General features: G+C 64.2%; 13 protein-coding genes. 7 read left to right on the top strand and 6 right to left on the bottom strand.

Annotated elements, in window-relative coordinates; all coding sequences use genetic code 11:
* Positions 1-259 precede the first annotated feature (259 nt).
* Positions 260-1,663: a GntP family permease gene (locus QEN71_RS17120; protein ID WP_201648288.1), complete on the top strand. Its 1,404-nt coding sequence runs from the start codon at positions 260-262 to the stop codon at positions 1,661-1,663.
* Between the two features lie 397 nt (positions 1,664-2,060).
* Here the strand turns inward: QEN71_RS17120 and QEN71_RS17115 are convergent, their stop codons facing one another.
* The 3 genes from QEN71_RS17115 to QEN71_RS17105 form a co-directional block, all read right to left on the bottom strand.
* Entirely contained in the window at positions 2,061-2,300 is a 240-nt protein-coding gene (locus tag QEN71_RS17115; RefSeq protein WP_201648289.1) for a DUF2442 domain-containing protein, read from the bottom strand.
* Positions 2,301-2,402: 102 nt separating this feature from the next.
* On the bottom strand, positions 2,403-2,657 hold the full coding sequence (locus QEN71_RS17110) for a DUF6723 family protein (RefSeq protein WP_201648291.1): 255 nt from the start codon (positions 2,655-2,657) through the stop codon (positions 2,403-2,405).
* Between the two features lie 125 nt (positions 2,658-2,782).
* The gene (locus QEN71_RS17105) at positions 2,783-4,804 is read right to left on the bottom strand and encodes an acyl CoA:acetate/3-ketoacid CoA transferase (RefSeq protein WP_201648293.1); all 2,022 of its coding nucleotides are present in this window, start codon (positions 4,802-4,804) and stop codon (positions 2,783-2,785) included.
* Positions 4,805-5,448: 644 nt separating this feature from the next.
* On the opposite strand from QEN71_RS17105, the gene QEN71_RS17100 reads away from it, so the two are divergent.
* The gene (locus QEN71_RS17100) at positions 5,449-7,773 is read left to right on the top strand and encodes a sensor domain-containing protein (protein ID WP_233471680.1); all 2,325 of its coding nucleotides are present in this window, start codon (positions 5,449-5,451) and stop codon (positions 7,771-7,773) included.
* A gap of 25 nt (positions 7,774-7,798) precedes the next feature.
* Here QEN71_RS17100 and QEN71_RS17095 read toward each other — a convergent pair whose 3' ends face one another.
* Both QEN71_RS17095 and QEN71_RS17090 read right to left on the bottom strand, forming a co-directional pair.
* Positions 7,799-8,908, bottom strand: coding sequence for a porin (locus QEN71_RS17095; protein ID WP_201648295.1), 1,110 nt, complete (start codon positions 8,906-8,908; stop codon positions 7,799-7,801).
* A gap of 297 nt (positions 8,909-9,205) precedes the next feature.
* On the bottom strand, positions 9,206-12,736 hold the full coding sequence (locus QEN71_RS17090) for an ATP-binding protein (protein WP_201648297.1): 3,531 nt from the start codon (positions 12,734-12,736) through the stop codon (positions 9,206-9,208).
* Between the two features lie 373 nt (positions 12,737-13,109).
* Between QEN71_RS17090 and QEN71_RS17085 the strand changes: the two genes are divergently transcribed.
* The gene (locus QEN71_RS17085) at positions 13,110-14,783 is read left to right on the top strand and encodes a methyl-accepting chemotaxis protein (protein WP_201648300.1); all 1,674 of its coding nucleotides are present in this window, start codon (positions 13,110-13,112) and stop codon (positions 14,781-14,783) included.
* A 165-nt stretch (positions 14,784-14,948) separates the two neighbouring features.
* Here QEN71_RS17085 and QEN71_RS17080 read toward each other — a convergent pair whose 3' ends face one another.
* Positions 14,949-15,470 carry a methylated-DNA--[protein]-cysteine S-methyltransferase gene (locus tag QEN71_RS17080; protein ID WP_201648302.1) on the bottom strand — a complete coding sequence of 174 codons (522 nt, stop codon included), beginning with the start codon at positions 15,468-15,470 and terminating at the stop codon, positions 14,949-14,951.
* 402 nt (positions 15,471-15,872) lie between these two features.
* Here QEN71_RS17080 and QEN71_RS17075 point away from each other — a divergent pair, with 402 nt between their 5' ends.
* The 4 genes from QEN71_RS17075 (at position 15,873) to QEN71_RS17060 (ending at position 19,649) form a co-directional block, all read left to right on the top strand.
* Entirely contained in the window at positions 15,873-16,124 is a 252-nt protein-coding gene (locus QEN71_RS17075; RefSeq protein ID WP_028369592.1) for a hypothetical protein, read from the top strand.
* A gap of 297 nt (positions 16,125-16,421) precedes the next feature.
* Positions 16,422-17,411, top strand: coding sequence for a DedA family protein/thiosulfate sulfurtransferase GlpE (locus QEN71_RS17070; RefSeq protein ID WP_201648303.1), 990 nt, complete (start codon positions 16,422-16,424; stop codon positions 17,409-17,411).
* A gap of 54 nt (positions 17,412-17,465) precedes the next feature.
* Entirely contained in the window at positions 17,466-19,169 is a 1,704-nt protein-coding gene (locus QEN71_RS17065) for an FAD-dependent oxidoreductase (RefSeq protein ID WP_201648305.1), read from the top strand.
* A gap of 195 nt (positions 19,170-19,364) precedes the next feature.
* Positions 19,365-19,649, top strand: coding sequence for a hypothetical protein (locus tag QEN71_RS17060; RefSeq protein ID WP_201648307.1), 285 nt, complete (start codon positions 19,365-19,367; stop codon positions 19,647-19,649).
* Positions 19,650-19,713 lie beyond the last annotated feature (64 nt).

The raw sequence follows: 19,713 nt of genomic DNA, 5'->3' as shown, positions 1-19,713 counted from the left end.
ACAGCTTATCTCATGGACGAGACCTGCAACAAGCCCGTCAAATCGGTTATGCTTCGCCGCATCGAGTTCGGCGGACATAATTTTGTCTCAATTTTGAGACTATTCTGTACTGTCGTTCGAATCGAAGCGTGACTTCCCGGCTGCCCAGGCCGGAGAAACCCGCGCGACGGTCATGGCACGGAACCTGCATTCAAGGGCGCCGATCGCCGCGGGCCGCTCGCGCGCGTCAACGTAGAACAACCAAGTATTGGAGACTCAATTGGCTTTTGTCATCGTCCTCGCCGCCCTGGCGTTCCTGATGTTCGCCGCCTATCGCGGCTACAGCGTGATTCTCGTCGCGCCGATCGCCGCGCTCGGCGCAGTGCTGCTGGTCGATCCCGCTGCCGTCGCGCCCGTGTTTTCGGGCATCTTCATGGAGAAGATGGTCGTCTTCGTGAAGCTCTACTTCCCTGTGTTCCTGCTCGGCGCCGTGTTCGGCAAGGTGATCGAACTGTCGGGTTTCGCCGCGTCGATCGTGCATTCGGCGATTCGCTATATCGGCCGCTCGCGCGCGAACGCGGTGATCGTCGCGGTGTGCGCGCTGCTGACGTACGGCGGTGTGTCGCTGTTCGTGGTGGTGTTCGCGGTGTATCCGTTCGCCGCCGAGCTGTATCGCCAGAGCAATATTCCGAAGCGCCTGATGCCGGGCGCGATCGCGCTGGGCGCGTTCTCGTTCACGATGGATTCGCTGCCGGGCACGCCGCAGATCCAGAACATCATCCCGTCGACGTTCTTCAAGACGACGGCATGGGCCGCGCCGGGTCTGGGTATCGCCGGTTCGCTGTTCATCATCGTGGTGGGTCTGTCGTTTCTCGAATGGCGCCGCCGTTCGGCGATGGCGAAGGGCGAAGGCTACGGCACGTCGCTCCTCAACGAGCCGGAAACCGTCGAAACCGACAGGCTGCCGCATCCGCTGCTCGCGATTGCGCCGCTGGTTCTGGTCGGCGTCGCGAACTTCGTGCTGACGCGCATGATTCCCGACTGGTACGGCGCGAGCTACACCGTTTCGCCCGACGTGCTGCCGGGCAACCACGGCGCGCCCGTGACGGCGACGGTCAAGGCTGTCGTCGCGATCTGGTCGGTGGAAGGCGCGTTGCTGCTGGGCATTCTGCTCGTCGTGCTGACCGCTTTTGGTCGCGTGAAGGAGCGCTTTGCGTCGGGCACGAAGGCGGCTGTCGGCGGCGCGCTGCTCGCTTCGCTGAACACCGCTTCGGAGTATGGCTTCGGCGGCGTGATCGCTGCGTTGCCGGGCTTTATCGTGGTGAGCGATGCGCTCAAGAGCATTCCGAATCCGCTCGTGAACGCGGCTGTGTCGGTGAGTTCGCTGGCGGGTATCACGGGTTCCGCGTCGGGCGGCATGAGCATCGCGCTCGCGGCGATGTCGGATCTGTTCATCAAGGGCGCGGAAGCCGCGCACATTCCGATGGAAGTGCTGCATCGCGTGGTCGCGATGGCGAGCGGCGGCATGGATACGCTGCCGCACAATGGCGCTGTGATCACGCTGCTGGCCGTGACGGGTCTCACGCACCGCGAGTCGTATCGCGACATCTTCGCCGTGACGATCATCAAGACGCTGGCCGTGTTCTTCGTGATCGGGCTGTATTACGCGACGGGTCTGGTTTAAACAGTCTTCGCTGAAACAACAACGGCGCGCTGCCCGAAGGCAAGCGCGCCGTTTTTATTTGTTCTTGTTAGAGAGCCTGAACGGACGGACCATCGTGCTTCGCCGGTTCGGCCACGATGTTTCCCCGATCGTGTTCGGCCATCGCATTGCGAATCGGGTCGGCGCAGACATCACGCGCGCCCGAAGAGGCCGATACAGATTCCGTCATGGTGTCCTGGGAAGGCGTGAGATAAATAACGACAGATCGCACATAAACTCCGATTGGCACCAGGCGTTTATTTTAACGCATGCAGCGAGGCCATCCGTGTTTGCAAGAGCAGCATGCGAACGAAAACAACGCGCCGCTACAAACGGCGCGTACTCTCAACGATCGACACATCGACGAAACACGGCGACGCTAGTGGCGCATCGACTCCGGCAACGACATCATCAATGCCATCACGTCCATGTCCTCGTCGAGTTCAGGCCAGAACAGCTGCTGCTTGTCGAGCGAAATGGCGAAGTGTTCGCGCTCCGATTCGGTCGCAGCGGCGAGCGTGGGAAACCAGTTGAGCGGAAATTCGACGGCGCGGCCGTCTGACAGATCGAGAAACAGGTGTGCATGATCGAAATGCACATCGACGGCATCGGCACGCATGATCGCCTCCCGCGGGGGTCCAATCAAACGATAGGCGTGCCAGCAGCGTGCTTCAAGCGCAATGCACGGGGCCCGAACAGAAAAACGCGGACCGCAAACGGCTTAAAGCTCGGGGCGTGCGAGATCGTGTTCGACGATATGCTCGCCATACACCTGCGCCGCTGCCAGCGCTTCCTGCCTGGTCGGATACGGACCGAGATCGGGCGCGCCGTCGAACGGAAAAAGCAGACGCCCGTCCGTCTTGCGCACGACGCGCAGCACGCCGTAAAAGCGCCGGTAGCCGGCGAGCTTCGAGCCCGCGCTCACTTCGAAATCGCCCTCGCTCTTGCCGGGCACACTGGGGATGAAACCGCTCATGATGACTTCTTGAATGCGTGAAATGGCGTGCCGAATGGCATGCGAAAAACGCTATTTTCGCACGCTCATTGTGTGCGGTTCATGTCGGCGCACACCGGCGCATTCATCGCGCATTCGTCGCACATTCACCGATGCGTCGGCGAGTCTCCCGGCCGTTCGTTGATGTACGTCGCGACATCGCGACGTTCGAGCGCGTCGCCGAGTTTCATCCTCAGGAAACTGCTCGTCGTATAGCGCGTCACGCCGGCATAGAACTGGTTGACGAGCTTCGTGACGGTCGCCGAGTACACGTCGATCAATTCCGGGTTGATCGAAAAGTTGTCGTAGTTGACGATCGCCTGCGGCTTGATCCGCACGCCGGACAGACGCGATTCGACCTCTTGCCAGATGCTGTCGATCTGTTCCTGCGTCGTGACCTGAAAGCCCTCGAAGTTGACGAAGAACATGTTCTTCTCGGCGTCGTAATTGAAGCGCTCTTCCAGCGGCAGACACAGCAGCAACGTGCGCAAGCCCATCGGCGCCGCGCGGAAAATGCGTTCGTCCATCAGACGCGGCGGCTGATCGATGATCGGCGTGAAGCCCATCTGCGCGACGATATCGTTCTGCACGTCGACGCCGGGCGCCACTTCCGTCAGTTCGAGTCCGCGCGGCGTGAGCGCGAACACGCAGCGCTCGGTGATGTACAGCACGTGCTGCCCGCGCTTCGCCGCATATTCGCCGCTGAACGTGCGATGCTCGACTTCATCGACGAACTTCTGGCACGTCCCTTCGCGATTGATCTTCAGCCGCCCGTCTTCGATCGACACATCGAGCTTGCCCGCGTTGAACGTGCCGACGAACACCACGCGCTTCGCGCTCTGGCTGATGTTGATGAAACCGCCCGCGCCCGCGAGCTTCGGCCCAAACTTGCTGACGTTGAGATTGCCCTGACGGTCGGCCTGCGCGAGTCCGAGAAACGCGACGTCGAGGCCGCCGCCGTCGTAGAAGTCGAACTGATACGGCTGATCGATGATCGCCTGCGTGTTCGTCGCCGCGCCGAAGTTCAAGCCACCCGCCGGAATGCCGCCGATCACACCCGGCTCCGTCGTCATCGTGAAGAGATCGATCACGCCCTCTTCGTTCGCGACGCTCGCGATGCCTTCGGGCATGCCGATGCCCAGATTCACGACGCTGTTCGCCATCAGCTCCATTGCCGCGCGCCGCGCGATCACCTTGCGCTCGGTCAGTTCCATCGGCGCCATCGAACTCGCCGGCACGCGCAGTTCGCCCGCGAACGCGGCCGAATACGGCTCGGCAAATGTCTGCCAGTGATGCTCGGGCCGCGCGACCACGACGCAATCGACCATGATGCCGGGTATCTTCACGTCGCGCGGATTGAGTGTGTTCGTATCGGCGAGCCGCTCGACCTGCACGATCACCACGCCGCCCGAATTGCGCGCCGCCATCGCGATCGCCAGCGCTTCGAGCGTGAGCGCCTCGCGTTCCATCGTGACGTTGCCGTTCGCATCGGCCGTGGTGCCGCGAATGATCGCGACGTCGATCGGAAAGGTCTTGTAGAACAGATGCTCGCCGCCGTCGATTTCCATCAGCCTGACGAGATCTTCCGTCGTGCGGCTGTTCAGCTTGCCGCCGCCGTGACGCGGATCGACGAAGGTGCCGAGGCCGATAGTGGACAGATGTCCCGGCTTGCCCGCAGCGATGTCGCGGAACAGATGCGAGATCACGCCTTGCGGCAGGTTGTAGGCCTCGATGCGGCCTTCGATGGCGAGTTGCTGCAGCTTCGGCACCAGTCCCCAATGCCCGCCGATCACGCGCCGCACGAGCCCTTCGTGCGCGAGATGGTTCAGCCCTTTCGACTTGCCGTCGCCCTGACCCGCCGCGTAGACGAGCGTGAGATCGAGATGCGCGCTCGATGCGTCCGGCGTTCCCAGCGCGCCCGGTCCGCCCGATGTCGCCGCGTTCGCATCGAAGAAACGTTCCTCCAGCGCGATCGCCACTTCTTCGGCGAAACCGACGCCGACGAAACCGCCCGTCGCGATCGTATCGCCCCGGCGAACCAGTTCGACCGCGGCGCGCGCGCTCACGACCTTGTTGCGCCCGACCTTGCGCTCGGTGACGGGGAACGGGTATTGGAATACGGCGCGCATGGTGTCTCCTGGTTGCTGCTGTCCGTCCGAGCAATTGCACTGCGGGTTGCGACGCACGAGGTGCAACCCGCAGCGGTGGATGTGTTTTTTGCGGTGCCTGAACACGCAATTTAACAAGCCGGGAAAGCGACGTCAGCATTTATCGGCGCGCGGCGTGAGCGCGATGCGATTCACCGAACCCGCGGTCGTTTAACAATGCACCCTTATTTTCAGGCTGCATTTTGCATTCGATTGCGAAAGCTTAGGTAAGCAGAGCTTTTCCATCGCGCGTCGAATTTTTGTTAAAACGATGCGTCGCGCATTCGTGTAAACCATTCCGCATGCGCGCTGTTGCGCGGACAACGACCGGATGGTTCGACCCCATGAAAACAGGCACAATCGCTCAGGCTAAACAAAAATCGCGGCGCGCCGTAAACTCAGAGAGCAGCGCCGTCCGCATGCGCAGCAATAATTACCGCCAAAGCGGCTGGCCACCATGAAAGGCAATACTTTTCCCCATCCGATCAACGCACGATGCGCAACACGCCTGAGCCCGCTCATGCCGTCGACGCACGCAGCGTTCGTCGTCGCGCCGCATCGGCGCGTCCATCGCGCAGCGTTGCGCGCGCAATGAGGCAAGTCCGCCTATGCCGACGAGCCTTCCATTGAAATGGCGCCGCGCACTGCGCCGGCGCGCCGCGAATTCATCGCAGCAGGATCAGCACTTTCTTTCGCTTCTGCTCGACGCGTGGTCGAGCCGCCGCCCTGTCGGTCCCATCGGCTTCGCGATCAGCGTCGCCACAGGCATCGGCACGGGCACTGCGTGCATCGCGCTGCAAATGGCGTTGCGCGGACCCTTGAGCGCGCCGTTCAGCGCGCAGGTCGCAATCGGTGCGACAGCGGGTGCAGTCGCGATGATCGCGACACGTCAGCGTTTTGCCGCGCAGAAAGCACGGCATGCTGCAGCGACGGCGCTCGCCAGTTCGTTCCTCGACGCAAGCCGCGATTGCCTCAAGCTGCTGGACCTGCAAGGTCACATGCTGCGTATCAACGACTACGGCGCGACGCTGATGGAAGCGTCGTCGCCCGTGCAGCTTGCGGGCGCGGACTGGCTCAGTTTCTGGAAAGGCGGCGACCACGATGCCGCGATGACGGCATTTCACAGCGCATTGAACGGCACGCCCGCTTCATTTCGCGGCAGTTGCACGACGACGACGGGCCAGCCGAAATGGTGGGATTCGCAGCTGATTCCCGTGAAGGATCATGGCGGCAAGGTCGTCGCCGTGATCTGCGCATCGCTCGATATCTCGAACCAGACGCAACTGCTCCAGCAACTGCGCGCGAAAAGCGAGCTGATGTCGGAAATGGAAGCGCACGTGCAGCTCGTGTTCTTCTCGTACAGCGCGAATTTCGAGTACTTCCATTACATCACGGCGGGTTCGTCGAACGTGTTCGGCATCGAGCCGGAAGAGTTCATGCGCAACCCGAACGGCTGGCGCGAACTCGTGGTGCCGGAAGACCGCGCCACGCTGCAGGCCGAAATGGCGCGCATCCTCGCGGAATCGACGGAAGGCCGCGTGCAGTACCGCATCCGCAAAGCCGATGGCTCGGTGCGGTGGCTGCGTAGCACGGGCTATCCGGTGATCGGCGACGACGGCGACGTGCTGCGCATCGTCGGCATTACGGAAGACGTGACGATCGAGCAGGAGCGCATCGCGGAACTCGACCGGCTCGCGTATACCGATTCGCTCACAGGTCTCGCGAACCGCGCCGCGCTGCTGCGCGAAATCGAAAATCGCTGCGCGGCGGGCAGGCCGTTCGGCCTGATGTTCGTCGATCTCGACCGCTTCAAGGTGCTCAACGATACGCTCGGCCATCTCGCCGCCGATCACCTGCTGCGTCATGTCGGCGGCATCATTCGCCGCTCGCTGCCCGACGACGCCTATGTCGCTCGGCTGGGCGGCGACGAATTCGCGGTGCTGATCGGCAGCGTCGTCGATCAGCCGGGGCTCGAAGCGCACGCGAAGGCGCTGCTCGGCGGGCTGGCGGAGAACCGGCTGGAAAACCGCGCGGGCGCGTTCATCACGGCGTCGATCGGCATTTCGATTTATCCCGAGCACGGCAGCGGGCACGACGCGCTGCTGTCGAGCGCCGACGTCGCGATGTACGCGGCGAAGAAGACGGGCCGCAACGGCTACCGGTTCGCGGGCACGGAAGCGGCGCGGACCATCGGCGATTTCAAGCTCGAACGCGACGTGCCCGAGGCGCTCGCGACCAACCAGTTCTTCCTGCACTTCCAGACCATTCACGAGCCGCATTCGCTCGAGGTGCACAGCGCCGAAGCGCTGATCCGCTGGCAGCATCCTGTGCGCGGCCTGATTTCGCCGGGCGATTTCATTCCGCTGCTGGAAGAAACCGGCTTCGTCGAAGATGTCGGCGTGTGGGTGCTCGACAACGCGCTGCGCCAGCTCGCCACATGGCGTCAGACGGGCGCGATGAATCTGGGCGTGTCAGTGAACGTGTCGGCGCGGCAGCTGGGCAGCGAACGGATCGTGCGCGAGGTGGACCGCGCGCTCAAGCAATACGGCATTCCGCCCGGCAAGCTCGAAATCGAGCTGACGGAAACCGCGCTGATGCAGAACCCGAGGCAGGCGCAGAAGTCGATCATCGAACTGAAGCGGCTCGGCGTGCGCATCGCAATCGACGATTTCGGCACGGGCTATTCGAGCCTCATGTATCTCGCCGATTTCGAGCCGCACACGCTGAAGATCGACCGGCATTTCACGTCGAAGATCGAACACGATCCGACGACGCAAACCATCGTCGAAGGCATCATCGGGCTCGCGCGCAAGCTGGGCATCAAGGTGATTGCGGAAGGCGTCGAGGAGACAGCGCAACTCGACATCCTGCGTCAGGTGAACTGCGACTACGTGCAGGGCTACCTGCTCAGCCAGCCGCAGGCGCCCGAAGGCCTGATGACGCAGGCGTAAGGCCCGAGGCGCCCGGCGGCGCGGATCAGAAGCGGTGCCGCAAGCCCGCACCGATCAGCACCTGGTTGTGGCTCGACGACGGATCGGCCGTATTGATGACGGCCGGTGCGCCCGACGACGAGCGCTGGTAGATCGCCTCCAGATACGTGTCGGTGCGCTTCGAGAACTGGTAGTCGGCCTGCACGCCGCCGTTGTGCCAGTGCGCGCCCGAACCCTTCGTGTACGTGTACGAACCGGCCAGCGCGACAGTCGGCGTCAACTGGTAGATGCCGTTGAGTTCGTAGTTGGAAAAGCCGGCGGACGGCGCGAGGCCGCCCGTATCGATCACGGTGACGCCGGTGAACGTCGAGCGCGACCACGCGGCCGCCATCGTGAAGTCGCCGATCGCGTAGCTCACGCCGACGCCGTACGTGTTCTGCGTCTGCACGGCGGCATCGAAGACATCGGTGCTGGTCGGTAGCACTACCGCCTCGTACGCGCCCGCCGACGAATTGCCCCGCCCGTTCGCATGCAGATACGCGGCGCCCGCGTTCAGCGCGCCCGACTGATAGTTCATGCCGAAGCTATACGCACGGTTGTTCGAGAACTGCCCCGCCGTGTTCGAGAACGCGTACATGCCGCCGAACGTCAATCCGCCGAACGACGGGCTCGCGTACTTGACCGAATTGGCGGCGAGGTAGGTGTTGTTCGCGTTGTCGTTGTCGAACGGATGGGCGAACGCGGTGCCGCCCGTGCCGCCCGTCAGCGTGAATGGCGCGAGATAGTCGTGGACGAGATCGTACTGATGGCCGAGCGTCAGCGTGCCCGCCTGCTCGTTGCCGATGCCGACGTAGTACGGGTGATCGTTGAACATTTCGCCCGACGTGACCGAAAAGCCGCGCTCGAGCCGGAAGATCGCGCGATAGCCGCCGCCCAGATCCTCGATACCCTGCAAGCCCCAATAGCTGCCGTCGACGAGACCCGTCGTGGCCTTCCATTGCGAATGTCCGCCGACGTTGCTGATATACGCGAGACCCGTGTCGAGTTCGCCATACATCGTGACGCTGCTTTGCGCATGTGCGCCCGTGCCGAGCGAGAGAAGTGCGGCGCTGGCTGCGACCGCCGCGGCTGTCTTGTTGATCTTGTTCGCGGACATGCTTGGCTTCCCTGAGTTGAGTCGATTCGTGTTCGAAACGCGACTTTTTATAGGAACAACAGCCACACGCACAAGTGGAGCGCGTCATATATCACGCGCAACCGCTCCGTAATCTAGCTTACTAAATGCAAACGAATCCCATTATTGGACTCGCGGGAAACGGAAGTAAAGCGAAAACAATTTGCCGCGTTGCCTGCCGCACGGCGCGATGCGCGCGCGTCCGGCGGGACGGCCCCGTTCGAAGAAGCGTACGCTCAATATCCCGCGCCAGGCGTTGTTTTCCTGCGACGCCGCCGCTCATTGAATCGACGCTACGTCGATCTCGAACGCGCTGCGCAGGCGGTCGTGCAGCGCGGCGGCATGCGCGGCATGAGCGGCGGTCCATTCGGACTGGCCGTCGCACAGGTACTGGAGTTCGCAGCATTGCGCGGCGAACCCCGTCTCCTGCGCAACGAGGAAGCCGCCCGCTGCGCTATGCGCCCATTCGCGCAAGCCTTTCACGTCCTTGCTGTCGACGATCGATGCGAGTCTCGGCAGATCCGTCGCCAGGTAGTCGCGCAGCATCTGCATGAAGCGGGCTTTATCGGCGGGATCGAGCGCGGGCGCGGTGTCGGCGGGCTGCTGCATGGGGGCGGCGGGTGATTTTGGCGGAACGTCGTCGTTCGAAGCTTCTTCGGTTTCCTCTTCTTGCGCCGCTGTGTCGGCCGGTTCGGGCCGCGCGGTGTCGATGTCCGTGTCGGCCGGTTCGGGCCGCGCGCGCAAGCCGAGCGTCAGCAGCGCCGCTTCCACCTGTTTCAGCGACGCCGGCTTCGGCACGTAAGCGGCAAAACCACGCCGCCGCCATTCGTCGATCTGCTCGGCAGCCGCGACCGCGCTGAACGCGAGCACGGGCAGATGCGGATGCGATTGCCGCAGCGCTTCCATCAGCGCGTAGCCGTCCATGATCGGCATGTGGATGTCCGTCAGCACGAGATCGGCCTCGGTCTGCTTCAGCAACAGCAGCGCCTCGCGGCCATCGCCGGCCAGGACCGGCTCGCAGCCGAGCGCAGTCAATTGCTCGACGATGAGCGTCTGGTTCAGCGGATTGTCTTCCGCGACGAGCACGCGCAACCCTTGCAGCGCGGGATCGACGGCGCGTTCGTCGCCTGCCGTCGCGGCGGACGGCGTTTCGACGGGCGGCGCGCCGCCCGTCAACTGCTCGATGCACGCGAAGATCGCGTCGTGGCTGAACTCGGTCACTTCGAACACGCCTTCAGCGCGCTGCGTCGGCCGATGCTGCCCGACGCGCGTCAGCCACACGACGGGTACGGGCTGAAGCTCACGCAACGCCGAGACCGTGTCCAGATCATATTCGCCGGTGACGATCACGAAGCCGGGCCGGTGCACGCGCAGCCACGCTTCCGCCGCCGCCACCGATGTCGCGCTGCTCGCCGTCCAGCCCACGTATTCGAGCATCTCGCCGAGCACTTTCGCCGATGCCGCTTCCTGGCACAGCACGAGCGCGCCGCCGCGCTGCCGCGGCGGCAGCGCGGCGGAAGCGTCGGCGAGCGCCTGCGCGGTCGGTTCGAGCGGAATCGACACGGTAAACGCGCTGCCCAGCCCCGGCACGCTCTCGACGCCGATCTTGCCGCCCATCAGCTCGCACAGCCGCGCGCAGATGGAGAGGCCAAGGCCCGTCCCGCCGATCCGGCTCGATGTGCTCGACTCGGCCTGCACGAACGGGTTGAAAATCCGCGCGACGAGCGACGAATCCATGCCGATCCCCGAATCGATCACGCGGCAGGTCAGCACCGGACGGTCGTGCAGGTCGGGCTCGACGTGCGCCGTCAGCGTGATCTTGCCGCTCGACGTGAACTTGAACGCGTTCGACAGCAGGTTGTTGACGATTTGCACGACCCGCGCGCGGTCGCCTCGAATCGGCCGGTAGAGCGACGGCGACAGATGCGCATAGAAGCGCAACGGCCTGCCCGACGCGAGCGGCGCATACGACAGCGCGAGATTTTCGAGGTCGTCGATCGGCTTGAACGACTCCGGCAACAGCTTCATCTTGCCCGCGCCGATCTTCGAGAAATCGAGGATGTCGTTGACGATGTGGCGCAGCCCGTCCGCTGCCGCGCCGACCGCGCGCAGACGCTGCTGGTGGACGTCGAGGCCGGGCGTCATCGACAGCAGTTCGAGATTGCCGAGCAGCGCGTTCAGCGGCGTACGGATCTCGTGACTCATCGCGGCGAAGAAGCTGTTCTGCGCGTTCATCATCGACTCCGTCTCGCGCTGCGCCGCGCGAATCTGCTGGCCGAGCGCATGCCGCACGGTGACGTCCAGCAGCGCGCAGAACAGCACGTCCTCGCCGCGATAGCGCGCCGCGCCGTAGCTGATCTGCAGATATTGCGTGTCGGGATGATCGGCGGCGACGGGTTCGACGGGCAGCGCGCTCACGATGAACTCCGCGAACTTGCCGAGCCGCGACGCGCCCGCTTCGTGCGCGTTGCGCTCCTTGAATGCGGCGGCGATATGCGCGGGCAGGCTGTCGGGCGCGTCGCCGAGATGCAGCAGTTCGCGGGCGAGCTGGTTCGACGTCAGGATATGAAAATCGCGCTGCCGCACGATGCACAGCCCGACGGGCGTCGCCGCGACGAGGATGTGGTTGATGGTCTCGCTTTCGAGCGCGCGCATCGCCTCTTCGTTCGAACGGCGCAGCAGCTTCAAACCCCAGAACTTCGCCGTCAGGATCACGCCGAGCGCCGCCAGCAGCACCACGCCGACGATCGCGCCGAGCTGCCAGCGCAGCGCGCCGATGATGTCGCCCCAGGACAGATGACACACGAGCGACGACAACACATCGGCGACGGGCACTGAAAACAGCACGCCATCGAGCCCATAGCGGGGCGTGTCGGGCGGCAACGATGCGGCCTGACGCATCAGGTCTTGTGCCGTGTCCGCATCGATCGGCGGCTGCGTCTTGACCACGCCGCGCTTGCCGACCAGCAGCAGCGTGCCCTCGTACGGCGACCTCGCGGTGACGTTGAAGAACTGCTCCAGCGGCTGAATGATCGCGATCAGCGCGACGGGCGTGTCGCCGGAATAGTAGGCGGTGATCGCGACCATCGCGGGTGCGCCGAGCAGCGGATCGGAGTACGGACCCGACAGCACGTAACCGCCCTTCGGCGGCGCGCGCGAGCCTGTCTGCGCGAGCAGGTTGCGCTCGAGCGTGTCGCGCAACGTGCCGATCAGCGCGGGCGAAACGGACGGCGCATGCGGGTCCGTGGAAGGCGACAGCTCCGGCATGAGAACCGCGTAGTCGTCCGTCAGCCCGACGATCACCGCTCGGTACTTCGCATCGAAGGCGGCGCGTGTCACGAGCGTCGAATTGGCCGCCGACGAAATCCGCCACAGGTTCTCGTTCAGACTGTCGCCCCAGCGCGCGCGCGTCGCTTCGGAAACCAGCACCTGATAGCGCGTGTCCAGCCCCGAACCCGCCGCGACCAGCAAGCCGCTTTGTCGCGCCGCCTGCTCGGCCTCGGCGGATACGCGCTGAATCTGGTCCGTGCTCTCGTAGTAGCTGACCGTGAGTTCGGCGCGTCTCAGGAACGACTGTCCGCGATGAATCGCGACCGAAAAGTTCGCCGCGTCCTGCGCGCGGATGCTGCGCATGTAATCGACGTATTTGCCGATCGCCAGCGCCGAGAGCAGCGAGGCCGATACGACGAGGATCGCCAGCAGCGCGACGATCGTCACGAGATAGAGCCGCCGCTGCCGCCGCGCATAGCGCAGAAGCGTGGCAAACCCTTCAGCCAGCGATTCCTGCGTGCGATCGAGAAGGTTTTGCATGTTGTCGCGCCTCATGGGTCGGGCGTTGCGTCGAAGGTGCGTCATCCGCGCCGTTGACTGACTGCATCGTGAACCGCTCGCAAGCCGGACGTTCGCTCGATCCCGCGCATGACCGCAAAAGATGCGAAAGCGAGGCCGCTATCCAACGAGTTTAGGCCGGGTTTGGGCCCGGGATTACGTCGATTGCGCGTGCAAGCACTCCGCCCGACCGGCGCGCTGATCAGCGACGCCGCGCGCCGAACTCTGTGTTATCGGCGCGCGCAAGCGTTACCTGAGTCAAATACCAGGAAAACCCTAAAGAGTCCAGGGTCTCTGCCGTTAAGCCTTACAGAACCATTCGGATGCTGAGGCGTCCGGCAGTCCAAGGAACGTGATGCGCAACAACCAGCCTGTTACCCAGAACGAGTACGACTATCCGTCCTCGCAGATGCTCGTTTCCGCCACCGATCTCAAAGGCAAGATCCAGTACTGCAATCCCGCATTCATCGCCGTGTCCGGCTATACGCGCGACGAACTGATCGGCAAGCCGCACAACCTGATCCGTCATCCCGACATGCCCGCCGAAGCCTTCGCCGACATGTGGACGACGATTCGCGCGGGCCGTCCGTGGTCGGCGCTCGTCAAGAATCGCCGCAAGAACGGCGACCACTACTGGGTGCGCGCGAGCGTCACGCCCGTCGTCGAGAACGGCACGCCCGTCGGCTATCTGAGCGTGCGCGTCAAGCCGGATCGCGAGCAGGTACGCGCCGCCGAAGCGCTGTACGCGAAGATGCGAACAGGCGACGCGCGCGGCGTGCGGTTGCACCAGGGCGTCGTGGTGCGCACGGGTCTGCTGGGCAAGCTCGGCGTGCTGATGCGCCTGCCCGTCGCGATGCGTGCGACGATCGGCTATATGGTCGCGCCCGTCGTATTGCTGGCGGCGGGCCTCGCGGCTTGGGGCGGCACGCCGCCGCTGCCGTTCTGGATTGCGTTCGGCGTGACGGCCGCAACCAGCGTGGCCGCCGCGCAGCTGCTGTCGCGCCATCTCGGCCAGCCGGTCGATGCGATGTCGTCGTTCGCCACGCGCATGGCCGCGGGCGATCTGACCGCCGATCTCGCCATCGCGCGTCACGACGATCTCGGCGACGTGCTGCAGGCGCTCAACCAGCTGAAGGCGAATCTCGCCGCGATCGTGTTCGACGTACGCGCGCAGATCGGCGGAATGCTCGATGCCGCGCACGAAATTTCGTCGGGGAACATGGATCTCGCACGCCGCACGGAGATGCAGGCGGCATCGCTGGAAGAAACGGCGGCGACGATGGAGCAGCTGACGACCACCGTGCAGGCCAACGCCGACGCATCGGTGCGTGCGCTCGATCTGGTTCGCGATGCGCAATCGGCGGCGGAGACAGGCGGCAAGGTCGCGCAGCAGGTCGAACAGACGATGGCGGGCATCACGGAAGCGTCGAAGCGGATCGCCGATATCACGGGCGTGATCGACGGCATCGCGTTCCAGACGAATATTCTCGCGCTCAACGCTGCCGTCGAAGCGGCGCGCGCGGGCGAAGCGGGCCGCTCGTTTGCCGTGGTCGCGGGCGAAGTGCGGATGCTCGCGCAGCGCTGCGCGGCGTCGGCGAAGGAAATCAAGCAGGTGGTCGACACGACGGTGAACGAGGTGGCACAAGGCACCGAACTCGTCGGACGCACGACGGCGCAGATGGCCGTGATCGATCAGGCCGTGCAGCGCGTGTCGTCATTGATCGTCGAGGTGGCGAACGCGAGCAGCGAACAGGCCGACGGCATCAGCCAGGTCAATCAGGCCGTGTCGCATCTGGACAGCGCGACGCAGCAGAACGCCGCGCTGGTCGAGCAGGCCGCGGCGACGGCGCAGCGTCTCGCGGAACAGGCCGACGTGCTCGACGAAGCGGTGCGTCTGTTCACAGTCGCGGGCGCACCGGAGCAAAGCGCGAAGAAGCAGGCGGTGCGCACGGCGACGACGCTACGCAATCCCGCCGTTCCCGCGCGCGCGGTTCACGCTGCCGTCGAGGAGGAAGACGCATTGGTCTGATGGATCATCGTTACTCCCATCTCGACAACGCGCTATTGGCCAATAAAGATACGTCGGTCAGCGCCCAGGATTGTGTGCGGGCCGGCTGACCCGAGTAACAACGGCGTTTAAGTAGCCCGCCCACTTTTGGACGGGCTATTTTTTTTGTCTGCCGAACTCGCCCGTTCAGCCGAACGCCAGCAACTCGAGTTGTTGCGGCGCTTTCGACATCGGCCGCTCCAGCTTCAGCAACGCGTCCTTCCGATGCAGCCCGCCCGCGTAGCCGGTCAGATCGCCCGCGCTCGAAATCACGCGATGGCACGGCACGACGATCGAAATCGGATTGCGCCCGTTGGCCGCGCCGACCGCGCGCGACGCCGACAGCGGTAAGCCAAGCCGACGCGCAATGTCGCCGTAGCTGGCCGTCTCGCCGTAGGGAATCTGCACGAGTTGCTCCCACACGTCGCGCTGGAAGGTGCTGCCGAGCATGCGCAGCGGCAGCGTGAACTCAAGACGCTCGCCCGCGAAATATTCTTCGAGCTGCTCGCGCGCCTGATGCAGCGCGCGTGAATCGCCATGCGCGGCGAGCGCGCCATCGGTAGCCGGAAAATACTTCTGCCCGACGAAGTACACGCCCGTTAGCGCGTCGTCCTCGGCGCGCAGCAGAATGTCGCCGAGCGGACTGGGCATCGACATGCATTGCTTCATGAAATCCTCCCGCAGGGTCGTGACGGCCCGAATGCGTTCACTTTAGCGTAATGGCCAACCGCGCCGCTTCCCGGTTCTTGCTCTGATCACGTCAAGCACAGGCAGGCGTCATGACCGTGACAGCCACTGCATGCACGCCGCGAACGCGCCCGAAATTTGCGTGCCGGGCGTCGGGATCGCGCGCCTGACACGCCTGGAACGCGCCGCAAAAAAGCACGACACCCTTGCCGGAAGCCGCGCCGGCCTTGTGTTTCCGTCGAATGCCCCGTCCCTTCGATGCATCGCGCACGGCTCGCCCGCATAATCGGACGAGTGTGAGCGCCACGCGACAGACGGCGCGCGGCACTGCCCTTACAATGCCTGTTCGGCAACGTTGTTCAATCACGCAAGAGGGAATTTTCGATGCGCACCACCGGGTCTTCCGGGGCAATGGCCCTGCTCACCGAGCACGACGACGAAACGGGTCGCGAACTGCGCACGCTGCGTCTCGAATCGACAGAAGACGGCAAAGGCATACTTCTGATCGAAGTCGATGAACGCAAGCCGGGCATCCACCGTGAAGTGCGTTATGAAATCACGCCTGCAGAACTGATCGCAGCTATCCGCGCGCACGGCGCCGAACTGCCGGGCGAGCAGCATAACCACCGTCAATAATTCGCAGCAGTCATCAATCGCAGCAAAAAGAGCGCGCGGCGCAGGGGATATCCGGCGCCGCGCCTCTTGTTTTTGAAGGTAGTCGTCACCATCTCAGACGTCTCGTCGAACGTCACGCGATGTTCATCGGGCAGGCCGAAAGTCTTTTGCCAGAGACTCAGGCAATATGCGCTTTTCCCGCATTTCGGCAATACCCGGACGCAAAACGCACCTCTCTTGCACGCGTTGAAAATGCGTCCATAATCTTTTAGTCCATTCCAGTCGTTTTCGCGGTCCAAAGGTCGCGAAAGTAAGCCGATGCTACATGATCTCGTCGAGCAGTACGGGCCTGCCATCGTATTTGTCAATGTCCTTGCCGCATCCATCGGGCTGCCCGTGCCCGCGATGCCCTGTCTCGTGCTGTTCGGCGCGATGGCAGCCATGCACCCCGGCTCGGTCGGCACGCAAGTGCTGCCCGTGCTCGTGCTCGCCGTGTTCGCCACGCTGATCGGCGACAGCGCATGGTTCGCGGCCGGGCGCATCTACGGCGGCAACACGCTGAAGACGCTCTGCAAGCTGTCGCTGTCGCGCGATACCTGCGTGAAGAAGACCGAGCGCTTCTTCGGCCGCTGGGGCGTGCGCGTGCTCGCCGTGGCGAAATTCGTGCCGGGCCTGTCCATCGTCTCCATTCCGATGGCAGGCGCAATGGGCACGCCGTACCGCACTTTCCTCGCGTACGACAGCATCGGGGCGACGCTCTGGTCGGGTCTCGGCCTCGTGCTCGGCGTCGTGTTCGCGCAGCAGATCGACATGCTGTTCGCGGGCGCGAGCCGCCTCGGCAAGATGACGGCCGTGGTGGTCGTCGTGCTGCTGGCCATTTACTGCTCGTATCGCTGGTATCGGCGCCGTCAGCTGATCAAGAAGCTCGCAACGGCGCGCATGGACGTCGACGAGCTGTACAACCTGATGCTCGACAAGCGCTCGCCCGTTCTGTTCGACATCCGCTCGCAGGAAAAGCGCGCGCTCGATCCGTTCGTGATTCCCGGCTCGGTGTTCGCGGACGAGCGCCAGCTCGAAGAAATCGTCGCGAAGTATCCGCACGACCAGAAGCTCGTGATCTATTGCTCCTGTCCGAACGAGGTGTCGGCGGCGTGGATGGCGAAGCAACTGTCGGAAGCCGGCTTCCGGGACGTGATTCCGCTGCGCGGCGGCCTCGATGCGTGGCGCGACGCGGGCCGCCAGCTCGAACCGCTCGCCGAAGAACTCGAGCCGACGATGGCCGTCGGCATCACGCCGAAGACAGTCTGATCGACAAGCGCCGCTCGCCTGCTCCGGCATGCGGCGCGCCAAGGAGCAAATCCAATGGGTGTAACGCGAGAGGGTGAAGAGGCGCAACGCGCCGCCGCCAGCGAGGCGCCGTTCTCGACGCTGTCGACGCGGCGTCACCAGATGTTCCCCGAACTCCAGCCGGAAGAAATCAAGCGGCTGTGCAAGTTCGGCGAACGGCGTCACTTCGAGACGGGCGAGATGCTGTACCGCACGGGCAGCACGGGCGCCGGGATGATGGTCGTGCTGTCGGGCGCGGTGAAGGTGTATCAGCGCGACGGGCTCGGGCGCGAACTGCTCATCAACGAACACCACAAGGGCTCGTTCCTCGCCGAAGTCGGCCAGCTCTCCGGCAAGCCCGCTCTCATCGACGCGATGGCGCTGGAGCCGGGCGAAGTCCTGCTGATTACACCCGAACGGCTGCGCGCGCTGATCGTCGCGGAAGCCGAACTCGGCGAGCGCATCATGCGCGCGCTGATTCTGCGGCGCGTCGGACTGATCGAGCGTGGCGCGGGTGGGCCGATCATCGTCGGCAAGAGCAATGACCGGCGGCTGGTGTCGCTGCAAGGCTTCCTCGCGCGCAACGGTCATCCGCATACCGTTCTCAACGAAAGCGACGAAGACGGCCTGCGCGTGGTCGAGCAATTCGCGGCGGGTCCCGAAGACATGCCGCTCGTGATCTGTCCGGACGGTTCGGTGCTGCGTCATCCGAGCGATCCCGAACTCGCCACTTGCCTCGGCCTGATTCCCGATCTCGATTCGGAACACGTGTACGACGTGGCGATCGTCGGCGCAGGTCCGGCGGGACTGGCGACGGCCGTGTACGCAGCGTCGGAAGGCTTGTCGGTGATCGTGCTCGACAGTCGCGCGCCGGGCGGCCAGGCGGGCGCCAGTTCGCGCATCGAAAACTATCTCGGCTTTCCGACGGGCATTTCCGGCCAGGCGCTCGCGGGCCGCGCGTTCGTGCAAGCGCAGAAGTTCGGCGCGCACGTCGCGATTCCGGTGAGGGTCAAGCATCTGCATTGCGACGAGCGTCCGTACCGGCTCGAACTCGCGTGTCAGGGCAGCATCCGCGCGCAGGCGATCGTGATCGCGAGCGGCGCGGTCTATCGGCGTCCGGAGATCGACGGGCTCGACCGCTTCGACGGCCGCGGCATCTACTACTGGGCGTCGCCTGTCGAGGCAAAGCTGTGCAAGCGCGAAGAAATCGTGCTGGTCGGCGGCGGCAATTCGGCGGGACAGGGCATCGTTTATCTGGCGTCGCACGCGAAGCACATTCACGTGCTGATCCGCCGCAGCGGCTTCGAGTCGACGATGTCGCGCTATCTGATCGACCGGATTTCGTCGCTGCCGAACGTCACCGTCTATCCGGGCACGGAAATCGGCTCGCTCGAAGGCGATGAAGGCGGGCTCGCGCAGATCGGCCTGAAGCGGCCATGCGCCGACGGCCGCGACTGCTTCGACGCGCGTCACCTGTTCCTGTTCACGGGCGCCGATCCGAATACCGACTGGCTGCGTTCGTGCGGCGTCGAACTGGATGCCAAAGGCTTCGTGCTGACGGGCAAGGATTCGGCCTGCGATCTGACCACTTCTGTCGAAGGCGTCTACGCAATCGGCGACGCACGCGCGGGATCGACCAAGCGCGTGGCGGCTGCCGTCGGCGAAGGCGCGCAGGTCGTCGCGCAAATCCATCAGATGCTCGCCGAACGCGCGGGTGAAACGGTCGCGCTCGGCGCCTGATTCTCTCTTCTCAAAACGGCTCGCGTCATTCATGGCGCGGGCCGTTTGCTTTTCTCCCTCTGCATTTTTCTCTCCTGTGCAGCAACCGCTTACTCGTTGTTACACAAGCGACGGTCTGCTTTCACCTCTATTCCTTTCCGCTTCGTAAGATTAAGTCAGCATCCGGTCAGGAACTGCAAGGGATAGGAGAACAGCATGATCAAACGTGCGATGGTTTTTGCGGCTTTGGGCGTCGCCGCTGCATGTGCATCGACGGCCGCGTCGGCGCATGTCGGCGTCGGCGTGTATCTGGGCGCGCCCGTCTATGCGGCGCCGCCGCCCGTCGTGTATGCGCCGCCTCCTCCACCTGTCTATTACGCACCGCCGCCGCCCGTCTACTACGGCGGATATGGCTACCGCCATCGCTATTGGGGCGGCGGTCCGCGCTGGCACGATCACGGCCATCGCGGCTGGGAAGGACGTCATCACGGCCGCTGGTAACGCGGCTTCCTGACGGCGCAGGCAAACCAGGCGTGCGTTTCCGCCGATCACGCTACAGTAGCGA

Source organism: Paraburkholderia sabiae, assembly GCF_030412785.1.
In the GTDB taxonomy this organism is placed as follows: domain Bacteria; phylum Pseudomonadota; class Gammaproteobacteria; order Burkholderiales; family Burkholderiaceae; genus Paraburkholderia; species Paraburkholderia sabiae.
Note: the sequence above shows the minus strand (reverse complement) of the source record. Positions and strands in the feature narration are given on the sequence as shown.

What these genes read in the sequence shown, in the direction of transcription:
- QEN71_RS17105 (WP_201648293.1), bottom strand. Translation starts at nt 4,804, where the DNA reads ATGCGCGCCGTATTCCAATACCCGTTCCCCGTCACCGAGCGCAAGGTC.
- QEN71_RS17080 (WP_201648302.1), bottom strand. Translation starts at nt 15,470, where the DNA reads ATGAAGCAATGCATGTCGATGCCCAGTCCGCTCGGCGACATTCTGCTG.
- QEN71_RS17110 (WP_201648291.1), bottom strand. Translation starts at nt 2,657, where the DNA reads ATGAGCGGTTTCATCCCCAGTGTGCCCGGCAAGAGCGAGGGCGATTTC.
- QEN71_RS17075 (WP_028369592.1), top strand. Translation starts at nt 15,873, where the DNA reads ATGCGCACCACCGGGTCTTCCGGGGCAATGGCCCTGCTCACCGAGCAC.
- QEN71_RS17090 (WP_201648297.1), bottom strand. Translation starts at nt 12,736, where the DNA reads ATGCAAAACCTTCTCGATCGCACGCAGGAATCGCTGGCTGAAGGGTTT.
- QEN71_RS17085 (WP_201648300.1), top strand. Translation starts at nt 13,110, where the DNA reads ATGCGCAACAACCAGCCTGTTACCCAGAACGAGTACGACTATCCGTCC.
- QEN71_RS17095 (WP_201648295.1), bottom strand. Translation starts at nt 8,908, where the DNA reads ATGTCCGCGAACAAGATCAACAAGACAGCCGCGGCGGTCGCAGCCAGC.
- QEN71_RS17060 (WP_201648307.1), top strand. Translation starts at nt 19,365, where the DNA reads ATGATCAAACGTGCGATGGTTTTTGCGGCTTTGGGCGTCGCCGCTGCA.
- QEN71_RS17065 (WP_201648305.1), top strand. Translation starts at nt 17,466, where the DNA reads ATGGGTGTAACGCGAGAGGGTGAAGAGGCGCAACGCGCCGCCGCCAGC.
- QEN71_RS17070 (WP_201648303.1), top strand. Translation starts at nt 16,422, where the DNA reads ATGCTACATGATCTCGTCGAGCAGTACGGGCCTGCCATCGTATTTGTC.
- QEN71_RS17115 (WP_201648289.1), bottom strand. Translation starts at nt 2,300, where the DNA reads ATGCGTGCCGATGCCGTCGATGTGCATTTCGATCATGCACACCTGTTT.